Raw genomic sequence first — 12,968 nt, forward strand, 5'->3', positions numbered from 1 at the left:
CTGCCCAACTCAGAGATCCTATGCCCCTTGTTTTTTTTTCTTTTTGTCGTTTCATAGTAGTTTACTTTGTGTAAACTCAATTCAGGACGAGTCACCGGCCTGATGGTATTACTCTTTTTGGGAGACCGTCGGGGAGCCCTGATCGTGGTATTGACGATTCCAATCGCTTTGCTGACCAGTGTGATCTGTCTCAATTTGATAGGACAAACCATCAATATCATGACTCTAGGGGGCCTTGCTTTGGCTGTGGGGATTTTGGTAGATGAAGCTACAGTGACGATAGAAAATATCCACCGGCACATGGAGATGGGAAAACGAAAAGCCATCGCTATCCTGGACGGTTGTAAGGAAATTGTCACTCCAAAGTTGCTTATTCTTTTCAGTATTCTGGCCGTTTTTGCACCGGCTTTATTTATGTCGGGAGTTCCAAGAGGGATGTTTATGCCCATGTCTCTGGCAGTGGGTTTTGCAATGATCGCTTCGTTTCTTTTGTCCATGACTTTTGTGCCTGTCATGGCCGTATGGATCATGAGGACAATGAAGCATGAAGAAAGCGAGCAAACCCGTTTCGGCCGCTTTAAGGCGCGCTACCTCCGCTTTATCCAAAAGATCAGCGACAAAAGCAGGCTGGCACTTACAGCTTATTTCGTCTTCGCTTTTGGGTTGTTGGGCATGGGTTTCTTTGTCATTGGATTGGATATTTTCCCTAAAGTAGATGCCGGCCAAGCGCAGGTTCGGCTCCGGATGCCCACAGGAACCCGTATAGAACGTACGGAAGAAGCTACCAAGGAATTACTTCAAATCACTGAAGAAATCGTGGGCGAGGGAAATGTGGAGATCACTTCAGCTTTCATCGGAACACAGCCTTCCAGTTTTCCTGTCAATCTAATCCACCTCTGGACCAGCGGACCGCATGAAGCCGTGATCAGAATCAACTTAATGAAAGGCATAATGCCAATAGAGGAATTCAAAGAAGAACTAAGAGAACGGTTTAGAGAGCGATTGTCTGAAGCAAAACTTTCCTTCGAGCCTGGGGATTTGGTGGAGCAGGTCATGAACTTGGGTTCTACCAATCCCATCGAAGTGGCCGTCTTGGGCAAGGACTTGGCTTCCTCGCTCAAAATCGCCGAAATGCTTGAAAGCAATTTAAAAGAAATTTCATTTTTCCGGGATGTTCAAATCGCAACACCACTGGATTATCCGGGCTTGAAAATAGACATTGACAGAGTCAAGGCAGGACAATTGGGACTCACCGTGGATGAGATCGCCAAATCCATGGTGACCGCCACTTCCTCCAGCCGATTTACCCGACCCAATTACTGGAGTGATCCGGTCTCGGGAGTGGCCTATCAGGTGCAGGTGGAGTACCCCCAATATCAGATGGATGAGGAAGCATCTATTGAGATGGTCCCCATAGTGAATGACAAAGACCGGAAAGTGTACCTGAGAGACGTGGCCGACTGGCATAGAATCAGTACTCCGGCCGAATACGACCGTCTGAACCAGCAACGGTTTATCACGTTGACGGCAAATGTCCATGAGCAGGATTTAGGCAATGCTGTTGCCGCATTGGATGCAGCAATTGAGGATCTGGGTGAGCTTCCGGCCGGAGTGAAAGTACTGAAAAGAGGCCAGGTGGATTTGCTTAATCAGACGCTTGGCGAACTACAACTGGGGCTTTTGATTGCCATTATCGTGATCTTTCTGATGCTGGCGGCCAGTTTCCAGTCCTTCCGGATTTCTTTGGCTACGATTTCTATTCTTCCCGCAGTGATTGGCGGATCAGTAATATTGCTGCTTCTCACAGGACATAGCTTGAATATTCAGTCCTATATGGGAGCGATCATGGCTGTGGGGGTGGCCGTCGCCAATGCGATTCTTTATGTAACCAACGCCGAAGATCTGAGAAAGCAAGGTGATCAACAGGCTTTCTTTAGTTCATCTGCCAATCGTCTACGTCCGATTCTGATGACCAGCTTTGCGATGATAGCGGGGATGATGCCGATGGCTTTGGGTATGGGTGAAGGAGGGGATCAGATCGCACCTTTGGGTGTGGCTGTAATCGGGGGCTTGCTTTTCTCTATGTTCAGCACACTCTTGATTTTGCCTCTGGTTTACCGTTCGTTGGTGGGGAAGCATGCTTTTGAAAGTAAGTCTTTGAATCCGAATGATGAGTTTAGTAGGTATTATGAAAAGGAGAGTGAATAGTTGAACGTGAAGAGATAAAAGTGAATAGTAGGAAATTGATAGTGATTAAGTGAAAATTTTGATATAGATATAATGAATAGATTAATCTTAGTCTCCGTAATAGCAGCCTTGTTTTTTTCTTGTGCAGAAGAAAAAAAGCAGGGACAGGTGCTGGATGACGCAAAAAATGCCTTCTCCCTGAGAAAACAGGAAGTCAGCAAAGCCATGCAGTTACCCGCCGAACTATTACCCTACGAGCGGGCAGAAATCAATGCTAAAGTTCAGGGATTTGTGCAAAGGATATTGGTGGATATTGGCGATAAAGTGAAAAAAGGCGATCTGCTTATTGTGCTGGATGCACCTGAAGTAATCGCCCAGTACGCCGAAACCAATGCGAGAACCCAAGAGGCGGAAGCCAATTTCTCCGCCAGCAAGGACACGTACGAAAGGATTCAAAGAGCCGCTAAAAATGAAGGTGTGGTTTCCGAAAGTGAAGTGATCAGTACCCGCAACCGTATGCTGGCTGACAGTGCCGCCATGGTTTCTTATCAATCCATTGCCAGAGCTAGTAGCCAACTCCAAGCATACCTTTCTATTAGGGCACCATTTGACGGGGTCATTACCAAGAGATTGGTGGATGTGGGGGATTTTGTGGGGACTGTTGGGAAATCTTCCATGCTTACCATTGAACGTCCCGACAAACTCAGGTTGAGAATATATGTCCAGGAATCATTTGTCAACAGTGTTCCGACTCTAGACAGTATAACCTTTACCAGTGAGTCTGTGAATGATAAGTCGTTCAGCGCAAAACTTGCCCGAAAATCAGGAAGTATAGATCCGGATACCCGTACAGAACTTTGGGAATACGAGTACCAAAACCAATCCGGACACCTGAAACCCGGCATGTACGCCATGGCTACCCTAGAACTTAGCAGGCCTGCCTCATCCTTTGTCGTTCCTCCGGCAGCTATAGCTACCACACTTGAGCGGAAATTTGTGATCCGTGTGACAGATGGTAAAGCAGAATGGATAGATGTGCGGGAAGGCATTTCTAAAAAAGATGGAATAGAGATCTTCGGCAATCTGAATGAAGGGGATGTACTGCTGGCGCGAGCAAGTGAAGAATTGAAATCCGGAACTGAAGTCAAAACCAAAATTGTATCCCAATGAATCTAAAAGATAAAATTTTAAGAACCTCTGAGGACAAAAGTATACTCCTAATCAGACTGATGGTCGGTGCTGTTTTTCTTTCAGAAGGTATTCAAAAATTCCTCTTCCCTGCCATTCGGGGAGCTGGGAGGTTCGAGAAAATAGGACTGCCATCACCGGAGTTTCTGGGGGCTTTTGTAGGAGCCTTTGAAATCCTCTGCGGTGCATTAATCCTCATTGGCTTATTGACCAGGTTGGCAGCCATTCCTACCCTTATCATTATGCTGGTTGCCATCGCGACTACCAAGTCTGAGGTTTTGGCGGATGAAGGCTTTTGGTCTATGATGCATGGTAGCCGTACGGATTGGGCTATGCTGCTGGGAAGCATCTTTTTGATTATCAAAGGAGGGGGGAAATGGTCGGTAGATAGAAATAGCTAACTGAAAATAAAAGGTATGGCGAAGCAATACGAGGTTACGCTTGATGACTTTCTAAAGTCTATCATTGGGCATGAAATACATCATATAAACATGATCAAAGAGAGGTATATCTAGTTGATATTGTCAGAGTAAAGTGGCAAACCTCTTCAATACAAGAAACGGTTCGCATCAATTCCCTTCGTTTCCGTCTTTACCAAAAATACATCGCCGCTTTTAGGATAGCTTTTTAAATCTTCGGAACTCATGTTTTCCTGAGCGCTGGTGATCAAAAGCATGTTCATATTTTCTCCTCCAAAAGCACATGACGTGACATTGGGGACGGGTAATTCAATCTTTTCGATTAATTTTCCTGTCATGGGATTCCAGCGATATACGCCCGAGCCTCCATAGTGAGCTACCCAGAGCATCCCCTCTTGGTCTATACACATGCCATCAGGGGATCCCAGTTCTTCCGGGATCTCGATCGCAATTCTATCAAATTCAATTTGCCCAGAGCCCAACTCAAAACGGTATGCTTTGATTTGGAGGGTAGGCGTATCAATATGGTAAAAAGTCTGATTGTCTTCAGTCCAGGCTATGCCATTGGAGATCGTCAACTTGTCCAGCATTTTTTCAGGCTTCAGGTTGGGACCTATTTTATACAGACTTGCAGCTCCTTCGGTGAATTCTCTGCTAAGCGTTCCTATCCAAAGTCGTCCTTTAGCGTCACATTTTCCGTCATTGAAGCGGTTTATTGGAAGGTCGCTCTCTACTTCTGCCAGCCATTTGAGTTCTTCTGATTCCCGATCATATGAAGCAATTTTTCGGTCCAGCGCAAGGATCAAGTCATTGTCTTTTCCTGCCAAAACCAAGGTTAAGCGGTGAGGGAAAGTCTTGACAAGCGTTGTCATCTCAGCGGATAAATTGTGCTCAAATAATTTTCCGTTCTCTATATCCACCCAGAAAAAACTTTGTCGCTTGGCATGCCAAAATGGACTTTCTCCCAACATGCATTGTGAAGAAAATAGATGTTCGGCTTTTAAACTTCTTGTTGTCATATCTGATTCCGGTAAGAGGGTTCTTTATTTGAATGGGCAGTCAGCTGATCATAGGTTTTGCTTACTTATATCGAACATTTCTGACTGCTATTCTTGCTACTGTTGGCTAGCTGTAAAGTTCATAGGATGATTCCATATTGCCGGTAGGCATGTTCCATTTGTTTATCACATAGGAACCACTGGTCTGAAGTTCCCTTGCCGCTGGCAGAAAAGCGGATCATCGTAAATTATCTATGTGGAATAGTACCTGCGTCTTTTGGTACGTTTCTTCCGATCATTGGGTATTGTTCCAGATCAACAACCTGGCCACTGATAGGCCCGCTTTCATCTGAAAGCCAATACATAGCTGCTACGGCTATTTCTTCGGGAAAAATAATTCTGCCGGCCGGTGCAAAAACTTCCGGCAGATTTTGATACCAGTCATCGGCGAGTCCATGTTCCTTCTTTCGTGCAATTTCGTTCTCAGTAAGCACCCAGCCCGGGTTGATCTGATTGACCCGCACCCCTTTTTCACGGAAAAGAGAATCTCCCAAATTTCTTGTCATCGTCATTAGTGCTCCTTTTGAAACGCTGTATGCCAATAAATTGTGCTCTCCGCTCCAGGCATTTATGGAGCCTATATTCAATACCGCTCCACGGCTTGCTATCAAATGGGGAAGTGCGGCCTGAATCAGAAGACAAGGGGCTATGGTGTTCACTTCCAACATTCGGGTGAAGAAAGCTTTGTCAGTATCAAAAATGGTAGATGCTGCCACAATTGCCGCGTTATTGACGATGCAGTCAAGCCGCCCCCAGGAATCTACGGCTAATGCTACAAGTCTTTGGGCAGCTCCTGCATTGGAAATATCTTCTATGTGTAAACGGGCATTTTCCTCACCCAATTCATAGACTACCTGAAGTCCCGATTCTTCTTCGAGCCCATGGATTATGACCTTTGCACCTTCAGCAACGGCTTTTTTGGCAATAGCCTTGCCTATACCCATTGTACTTCCTGTGACAATAATGACTTTATCTTTGAGTCGCATAGTACGTTGGTTTTAAAACAATAGTAATTATTTCTACTACGGATTTTATCCTGGTATCATGACTTATCATTATCAGCATGGGGGCATGAAACGTAATTTTTTGAGGACTTTTGACAATAGTTCGATAACTGGAAAATATGTCTTTGGTGTTTTAAGATAAGAAAATTTATAAAAGATACTTTTCCAAGCCTCAAAAAAGCTTTGCTTTAAGTATCTCCCTACACTAAGTCCGGAAGGTAATTATCCCCATGCTTTTCGGATAAATTTCAACCAGTTCCCATGCATGACTTTGGTGATGTCTTTTTCTGTATATCCTTTTTTACGCAATAATTCAGGAATCGTATTCAGGTCTGCGATGGTTTTGAGATCGGCAGGGCATTGCTCCGTGCCAAAGGCGCCATCCAAATCCGAACCGATTCCTATGTGATTGGCATTGCCCGCAATCTGACAAATATGATCCATGTGATCCAAAACAGTTTCCAATGTCACGCCTCTTTCTTGCGGAGTGGATTTGCCTCTTTCCCATCCCGGACTAAGCATCCATGCATCCATGGCAGCTCCGATCACCGCTCCGCGATCAATCAATGCTTTGATCATTTCGTCCGAAAACTGCCGGTTGTGATCCACCAGTGCCCGGCAGTTATTATGGCTTGCCCAGACGGGGCCATTGTAGATTTTCAATGCATCCCAAAAGGCCAAATCACACAAATGGGTTGCATCTAGGATAATCCCTAACTCATCCATCTTACGGATAAGTGCTTTTCCTTCTTTGCTCAATGGTGCTGAAGCATCTGTGCCATGTGCGTAGCGGCCTGGACCATAGTGGGCCGGACCAAGCGCACGAAGCCCAGATTCATAGGCTTTCTCCAAATAGTCCACGCTTACAATGGAGTCGGCTCCTTCTAATGAAAGGATAAAACCCACAGGTTTTCCGGCATTGTCCTCTCCATTTTCCCACAGCGCAACGTGTGCATCCAACTCGACAAGATTTCTAATCTGTGCCATTTCGCCTTTTTCCACCATGGCCTGATACCAAGCGAGCTGACCTTGGGTCTGGGCCCAAGCCTGCTCCGGAGAGTGCCAGCCAGGAAGTGAATTTCCCGGAGCTACATAACGGGCAATTTGTGTGGCGACGACCAGTCCTATAGTCCCCTCTCTTAGTGCCGGCAGGGAAACTACTGCATTACCACGATCCGGTTTGTCGTTTAGTCCCTTTTCCCGGGCATTGATTTCTGAAACGGGAAGCGTGAGGTCACGATTCCATTCCAATGCATTCATACTCAGATCAAGGTGGGCGTCGATTGTAAACATGGATTAGAAGCTTTGAAGTATGAAAACAGTAGGGATTTTATGGAGATCAAGCGGGAGTTCTTTCCATTCTTGAGCGGTTTTGGTCAGGATCATTTCATCAGAACCCGTGATATTTTTAGCGATGCACAATTTGGTCTGGGGAGCCAAAGTCTTCAGCAAATCCTCAAGCAATTGGTTGTTGCGAAATGGGGTTTCCATAAAGATCTGCGCTCTTTTCTCACGTAGAGATTCGGCTTCCAGCTTTTTGATAGCAGTAGATTTGTCTTTTTTGTCGATAGGCAGATAGCCGTGAAAGGCAAATGACTGACCTGAAAATCCTGAACCCATCAATGCCATAAACATGGAACTCGGACCGGAAAGCGGGACTACCTGAATGCCTTTTTTATGTGCATGTTCTACTGCCAGTGCTCCGGGATCTGCGATGCCCGGGCAGCCTGCCTCTGAGATAATCCCTATGTCAGCACCGTTAATTAGGGGCTGCATCAGTCTATTGATAAACTCCGGTGATGTGCCTTTGTCCAAAATCTCCATATGGACATGATCTAGGTTCACGCCTAGTTTCAGACTGCTGATGTAACGACGGGCAGTCCGCATATTTTCTACCAGATAGACTTTGGTGTTTGTGATTACCTCTTTTACCTGTGGTGTGATGACAGCATCTTGGGTATTGTCGGCCAATACATTGGGAATAAGGAAGAGTTTTCCTTTAGGTTTGGACATTTTAATAAGGTGGTGTTTGAAAAAGAACGGGAAATTAGACTTTTTAAGTACAGAAACTAAGTTCAATTAATATGAAACAGCCGGGATCGTGCCTATTTCAAAAACCTTCTGATTTCTTCTACTACCGCGTCCGGTTGCTCGGCATGGAGCCAATGGCCTGCGTCTGCGATGAATTCCACTTCATTATTGGGGAAATATGCATCAATATCATCAAGATCAGATTGCTGGATATAGCTGGAGTTGGATCCAGCCAAGAAAAGCGTAGGGCCTTCAAATTTTTGGCTTTCCGGAAGGGCTTTTCCTACTTCATTGATTTTCTCTGTGATGACAGGAAGATTGATTTTCCACATAAATCCATCCGAATCCCTTCCCAGACTTTTTAGCAAAAATTGACGGACTCCGATTTCCGGAACGTATTTGGCCAACTCATCATCGGCTTCTTTTCGGGATTGTATCTCAGTCAGATCCAAGGCATTTAATCCATCCAGAATGCTTTGGTGATGCACGGCATAATAACGGGGGGCAATATCGGCTACGATCAGTTTTTCCACTTTCTCAGGGTACTTCAGCGCAAAATTCATCGCTGTTTTGCCGCCCATAGAGTGTCCCATCAGAAATGCTTTAGCCAAGCTTTCATTATCCATGAGTTCTTTCAAGTCCTCCACCATCACCTCGTAGTTCCACTCATCTGATTGGGGCGAATCACCGTGGTTTCGCTGATCTACAAGGTAAAGGGTAAAGTTGTCCTTAAGCTCTTTGGAGATGCTGAACCAATTGTCTGCCGAACCAAAAAGACCGTGAAGGATAATTAATGGCTTACCTGTGCCTATTTTTTTGAAGTTTAATTTCATTTTAGAGTTACGATTTGCGAAATACGATTTACGAGGTTCATTTGTATTCCAACCTCTATTATTCTATTCAATCTATTTTTACACAAATGGATATGATAAGCTACATCGGGCATCTGTCATCTGACATCCGACATTTTTCAAATCTTCCAATTTTATTGCTCAAGCTTCCTCCTGTACATCTGAATGGTGTTTTCCAAGCCATAGTATAATGCATCACATACCAATGCATGACCGATGGAAACCTCATCCAAATAAGGAATACTTTGCTTCAGGAAGGCTAGATTCTGCAAATCCAGGTCGTGTCCGGCATTCAGTCCAAGTCCCAATTCCCGCGCCACTTCTGCCACTTCCACATAAGGCTTCACCGCCGCATCACGGTTGATAGGATACCGGGAAGCATAGGGCTCGGTGTAAAGCTCCACACGGTCAGTTCCTGTAAGCTTAGCCGGTTCAAAGTATTTGATCTCCGGATTGATGAAAATAGATACACGTACGCCTGATTCGTGAAGTTCTGCTACGATATCTTTCAGCATGCTTTGGTTTGAAATAGTGTCCCAACCGTTATTTGAAGTAATCGCTGTAGGCGGATCAGGAACGAGGGTTGCCTGTGCTGGTTTGACCAAGCGTACAAGTTCCATGAAGCGATGGTCCGGATAGCCCTCGATGTTGAATTCTGTCGTGACTACTTTAGACAGATCGATCACATCCTGATAGCGAATGTGGCGTTCGTCAGGTCTTGGGTGGACGGTAATTCCCTGTGCTCCAAAGCGCTCTGCGTCCAGGGCTACTTTTACTACATTTGGATTGTCGGCTCCACGGGCATTGCGTAGAGTGGCGATCTTGTTAATATTTACGCTTAGCTTGGTCATATCCGAGTCGAAAAAGGTATTTTTGTCTGAATTATTAGAATTGTAACGCAAACTTAGGACTAATGAGTTTAAAGCAGAAAATAGAAAGTGAAATTAAATCAGCAATGATGGCCAAAGACAAAACCCGTTTGGGAGCTTTGAGATCTATCAAGTCGCTGATTCTTTTGGAAGAAACCAAAAGTGGAGCCAAAGCTGAAATCACCGAAGAAGATGAGTTGAAGTTGCTGACCAAAGCCGCGAAGCAGCGAAAAGACTCAGCTGATATCTACGAGCAGCAGTCCCGAACTGATTTATATGATGTGGAAATGGCGGAGTTGAAGATTCTTCAGGAGTTCCTTCCCAAAGCCATGACTGATGAGGAAATCACCGCCGCAATCAAGGATATAATTGCACAGACAGGTGCTTCCAGCCCAAAAGACATGGGTAAAGTAATGGGGGTGGCCAGCAAGCAGCTGGCAGGAAAAGCCGATGGCAAAGTGATCTCAGAGAAAGTGAAAGCTATACTGAACAGCTAAGTTGAGCATAATAGATATTATTATAGTTGCCATTCTGGCCATGGGAGCCTTCGAAGGATTCCGTACAGGTTTCCTTCTTGGGGTTCTGGGGCTTTTTGGATTTGTGATAGCCATTGTCTTGGGGATATATTTTATGTCTCCTATGAATGATTGGCTGGCCGAAAATGTCACAGAATTCAACCTAGGATTTCCCATTTTCGGTTTTATAGTGATTTTTATTCTTACCCTGATTATCATCAGGATTGTGGGATGGCTACTGAAGCAGATAATGGATATGGTACTTCTTGGCCCATTGGATGCCACGGTCGGGGCTATTTTTGGGGTGGTGAAGGCCGCTTTTTTTATCAGCTTGTTCTTTTGGTTAGCAAGCCTCTTCAAGCTGGATATGCCTGAAAAATGGGTCAAGGATTCTGATATGCTGTACTTTATTGAGCCAATTGCTCCTGCAATAGTGGTGGCAATAGAACCATATTTCCCCAGTGTGGAAGGAAGTTTGAAGCAGTTGGAAGAGATCGTGGAGAGAATCAAAGATGCTACTCTTACTAGATAATTTCGATTCCTTCAGCCACATGCTGGCAGATTTGCTAAGGCAGACAGGCGAGGAATTACTTGTGCTTCGCAATGATGTGTCTCTGAAAGAAATCAAGAAGCTGGCGTTTGATGGGCTGGTCTTGTCTCCGGGACCGGGAGTACCGTCTCAGGCAGGGAATTTGACGGAAATCTTATCCTACTATCATGATAAGATTCCTGTGCTGGGCGTTTGCCTTGGGCATCAGGCTATCGGCGAATTTTTTGGAGCAAAATTGAAAAAGAATACTGTGCCTACGCATGGGAAAGTCCATCAAATCAGAAAGGTGAATTCACATATCACAACCTCATTGTTGCCTGAACACTTTTATGTAACCCGATACCATTCGTTACAACTTTACGATTTACCAAAGGAGCTGGAAGTGATTTTGGAAACTGAGTCCGGGGAGATCATGGGAATTGTGCACTGTGACTTGCCGATTCTGGGGATTCAGTATCACCCGGAAGCCTACTTAACGGAGTACGGATTGGATCTGATGAAGGGGTGGGTGGAAAGCATAAAAGTCGGCAGTCCGAAGGTGATCTTATGATAGCTGTCTGATTAGAGCTGGATAATTTCCCTAGTGTACTAGTAAAAATATCGGATAATTTCCCTAGTGTACTAGTAAAAATATCGGATAATTTTACTAGTTTGGATTCAAATGGCTATTTTCTTATGCGTCGAAAGCTTTTCAATGATCTATATCAACATCTTCCCAAAAAAGAGTTTACGATTCTTACAGGGGCGAGACAAACCGGTAAATCCACTTTATTGCGGGACTTAGAAAATGAGTGTAAAAAAGATAAGCTTCCCACCGTTTTCATCAACTTGGAAAATAAAGAACTTTTAAGTCTCCTAGATGCTAACCCTCTGAATGTTTTGTCATTCATTTCTTCTCAAGATCAACGCACAATCGTATTTATTGATGAAATTCAATATTTGGGCGATCCTTCTAATTTTTTAAAACACTTATTTGATGATCACGTTAGCCGCATCAAAATCGTAGCAAGTGGGAGTAGCGCATTTTATCTGGATGATAAATTTAGAGACTCCTTAGCTGGGAGAAAGAGGATTTTTCAATTGAGAACTTGCGATTTCGAAGACTTTTTGACAATTCAGGATAAGGTAGAGTTGTGGAATGAAGTATTGAATATTCGAAAATTACCAGGATATAAAAGCCTAATGATTGACCGGCTTAAAGTGGAATGGGAAAGGTTCATGATCTATGGCGGTTATCCTTCAGTAGTAACTGAGCCTGACATCAAGGAGAAAAAAGAAATCCTAAGCGAAATACGTAACTCATTTATTAAACGGGATATTTTGGAAGCAGGAGTGCGTAACGAACTTGTTTTTCATCAATTATTCAAAATACTTGCAGAGCAGACTGGGCAGCTGGTTAATTTTAATGAATTAAGTAATACACTTCGGGTGAGGAGTGAAACCATTCATAACTACTTGAGAGTAATGCAAGTGTGTTTTCATGTCGCATTGGTACGGCCATTTTATTCGAATCTAAGAAAGGAACTGGTCAAAATGCCTAAAGTTTACTTTTTGGACAATGGTTTAAGAAACAGTCTAATCAATAACTTCCAGGATATTCCATCTAGAAGTGACCGTGGTGAACTGTGGGAACAGACATTATTCAGGATCCTAGCGGATCAGCATGACCTTGATCATATTCGTTTTTGGCGAACAGCGGATGGAAAGGAAGTGGATTTTGTATTGCCTGATGTAGAAAACCCATTTGCCATTGAAGCTAAATTTAATAGAAACTTAATCAAAGAGTCAAAATATCAAGTGTTTCAAGAAGCGTACCCGGCTATCGAATTCAATTTTGGATATCTATACCCTTGGTCAGAAGATTTCTTTCGCAGAAATTTATTTAAGGGATTTGCTCAGACATGATGACGCTATCCTGAGATTTCCTTTCATAGAGCTTTTAGGACTCCTTTTCAAAGCTCTTGAAAAATCAGGTATTCAACTCCTGCGAAATTCTTACCTTTGTCATTGATTATGAAATCGAGCATTATTCTGAAAGTTACAAAGAGTAATGATTAAATACGCTGCGACCTGCCTGCCGCAGGCAGGGATTCCATGTGGCCGTTGAAGAACAAATTATATACACATGAAATCGAGCATGTCGCAAATGACATAGTGATGTTTATTCATCGTGCGAGATTCCATCTGACAATTGAAAAAACAATTATAAACAGATGAAATATCCATGACGGGAGCGCGACACACAGGGGCATGATTATAAATCCCGGCATCCACCATTTTCGTAGAAATCAACCGG

At 44.0% G+C, this 12,968-nt stretch carries 13 protein-coding genes; 7 read left to right on the plus strand and 6 right to left on the minus strand.

Annotated elements, in window-relative coordinates; all coding sequences use genetic code 11:
• The first annotated feature begins 102 nt into the window (after positions 1-102).
• The 3 genes from J2X69_RS24115 (at position 103) to J2X69_RS24125 (ending at position 3,776) form a co-directional block, all read left to right on the plus strand.
• Entirely contained in the window at positions 103-2,208 is a 2,106-nt protein-coding gene (locus J2X69_RS24115; RefSeq protein ID WP_310109241.1) for an efflux RND transporter permease subunit, read from the plus strand.
• Positions 2,209-2,280: 72 nt separating this feature from the next.
• Complete coding sequence (locus tag J2X69_RS24120) at positions 2,281-3,357, plus strand: efflux RND transporter periplasmic adaptor subunit (protein ID WP_310109244.1); 1,077 nt, start codon at positions 2,281-2,283, stop codon at positions 3,355-3,357.
• The gene (locus J2X69_RS24125) at positions 3,354-3,776 is read left to right on the plus strand and encodes a DoxX family protein (RefSeq protein ID WP_310109247.1); all 423 of its coding nucleotides are present in this window, start codon (positions 3,354-3,356) and stop codon (positions 3,774-3,776) included. The genes J2X69_RS24120 and J2X69_RS24125 overlap by 4 nt, the downstream gene beginning before the upstream one ends.
• Before the next feature lie 146 nt (positions 3,777-3,922).
• Here J2X69_RS24125 and J2X69_RS24130 read toward each other — a convergent pair whose 3' ends face one another.
• From J2X69_RS24130 to J2X69_RS24155, 6 genes are all read right to left on the minus strand, one after another.
• Complete coding sequence (locus tag J2X69_RS24130) at positions 3,923-4,813, minus strand: SMP-30/gluconolactonase/LRE family protein (RefSeq protein ID WP_310109250.1); 891 nt, start codon at positions 4,811-4,813, stop codon at positions 3,923-3,925.
• Positions 4,814-5,040: 227 nt separating this feature from the next.
• The gene (locus tag J2X69_RS24135) at positions 5,041-5,838 is read right to left on the minus strand and encodes an SDR family oxidoreductase (protein WP_310109253.1); all 798 of its coding nucleotides are present in this window, start codon (positions 5,836-5,838) and stop codon (positions 5,041-5,043) included.
• Between the two features lie 240 nt (positions 5,839-6,078).
• Positions 6,079-7,149 carry a membrane dipeptidase gene (locus J2X69_RS24140; RefSeq protein WP_310109256.1) on the minus strand — a complete coding sequence of 357 codons (1,071 nt, stop codon included), beginning with the start codon at positions 7,147-7,149 and terminating at the stop codon, positions 6,079-6,081.
• A gap of 3 nt (positions 7,150-7,152) precedes the next feature.
• Positions 7,153-7,869, minus strand: coding sequence for an SAM-dependent methyltransferase (locus J2X69_RS24145; RefSeq protein ID WP_310109259.1), 717 nt, complete (start codon positions 7,867-7,869; stop codon positions 7,153-7,155).
• A gap of 92 nt (positions 7,870-7,961) precedes the next feature.
• Positions 7,962-8,720 (minus strand): alpha/beta fold hydrolase, encoded by a 759-nt coding sequence (locus J2X69_RS24150; RefSeq protein ID WP_310109263.1) that lies wholly within the window; start codon positions 8,718-8,720, stop codon positions 7,962-7,964.
• Between the two features lie 152 nt (positions 8,721-8,872).
• Positions 8,873-9,589 carry a pyridoxine 5'-phosphate synthase gene (locus J2X69_RS24155; protein WP_310109275.1) on the minus strand — a complete coding sequence of 239 codons (717 nt, stop codon included), beginning with the start codon at positions 9,587-9,589 and terminating at the stop codon, positions 8,873-8,875.
• Between the two features lie 62 nt (positions 9,590-9,651).
• Between J2X69_RS24155 and J2X69_RS24160 the strand changes: the two genes are divergently transcribed.
• The 4 genes from J2X69_RS24160 (at position 9,652) to J2X69_RS24175 (ending at position 12,577) form a co-directional block, all read left to right on the plus strand.
• The gene (locus tag J2X69_RS24160) at positions 9,652-10,104 is read left to right on the plus strand and encodes a GatB/YqeY domain-containing protein (protein WP_310109265.1); all 453 of its coding nucleotides are present in this window, start codon (positions 9,652-9,654) and stop codon (positions 10,102-10,104) included.
• Position 10,105: 1 nt separating this feature from the next.
• Positions 10,106-10,654: a CvpA family protein gene (locus J2X69_RS24165; protein WP_310109267.1), complete on the plus strand. Its 549-nt coding sequence runs from the start codon at positions 10,106-10,108 to the stop codon at positions 10,652-10,654.
• Positions 10,635-11,222 carry a glutamine amidotransferase-related protein gene (locus J2X69_RS24170; protein WP_310109269.1) on the plus strand — a complete coding sequence of 196 codons (588 nt, stop codon included), beginning with the start codon at positions 10,635-10,637 and terminating at the stop codon, positions 11,220-11,222. Before J2X69_RS24165 ends, J2X69_RS24170 begins: the two co-directional genes overlap by 20 nt.
• Before the next feature lie 125 nt (positions 11,223-11,347).
• Positions 11,348-12,577, plus strand: coding sequence for an ATP-binding protein (locus J2X69_RS24175; RefSeq protein ID WP_310109272.1), 1,230 nt, complete (start codon positions 11,348-11,350; stop codon positions 12,575-12,577).
• The last annotated feature ends 391 nt before the right edge of the window (positions 12,578-12,968 follow it).

The organism is Algoriphagus sp. 4150 (assembly GCF_031457395.1).
Taxonomy (GTDB): domain Bacteria; phylum Bacteroidota; class Bacteroidia; order Cytophagales; family Cyclobacteriaceae; genus Algoriphagus.

Bases quoted from the DNA above. Each gene is read 5' to 3' on its own strand.
- J2X69_RS24170 (WP_310109269.1), top strand. From the start codon at position 10,635: ATGCTACTCTTACTAGATAATTTCGATTCCTTCAGCCACATGCTGGCA.
- J2X69_RS24150 (WP_310109263.1), bottom strand. From the start codon at position 8,720: ATGAAATTAAACTTCAAAAAAATAGGCACAGGTAAGCCATTAATTATC.
- J2X69_RS24155 (WP_310109275.1), bottom strand. From the start codon at position 9,589: ATGACCAAGCTAAGCGTAAATATTAACAAGATCGCCACTCTACGCAAT.
- J2X69_RS24175 (WP_310109272.1), top strand. From the start codon at position 11,348: ATGCGTCGAAAGCTTTTCAATGATCTATATCAACATCTTCCCAAAAAA.
- J2X69_RS24160 (WP_310109265.1), top strand. From the start codon at position 9,652: ATGAGTTTAAAGCAGAAAATAGAAAGTGAAATTAAATCAGCAATGATG.
- J2X69_RS24135 (WP_310109253.1), bottom strand. From the start codon at position 5,838: ATGCGACTCAAAGATAAAGTCATTATTGTCACAGGAAGTACAATGGGT.
- J2X69_RS24140 (WP_310109256.1), bottom strand. From the start codon at position 7,149: ATGTTTACAATCGACGCCCACCTTGATCTGAGTATGAATGCATTGGAA.
- J2X69_RS24130 (WP_310109250.1), bottom strand. From the start codon at position 4,813: ATGACAACAAGAAGTTTAAAAGCCGAACATCTATTTTCTTCACAATGC.
- J2X69_RS24145 (WP_310109259.1), bottom strand. From the start codon at position 7,869: ATGTCCAAACCTAAAGGAAAACTCTTCCTTATTCCCAATGTATTGGCC.
- J2X69_RS24120 (WP_310109244.1), top strand. From the start codon at position 2,281: ATGAATAGATTAATCTTAGTCTCCGTAATAGCAGCCTTGTTTTTTTCT.
- J2X69_RS24115 (WP_310109241.1), top strand. From the start codon at position 103: ATGGTATTACTCTTTTTGGGAGACCGTCGGGGAGCCCTGATCGTGGTA.
- J2X69_RS24125 (WP_310109247.1), top strand. From the start codon at position 3,354: ATGAATCTAAAAGATAAAATTTTAAGAACCTCTGAGGACAAAAGTATA.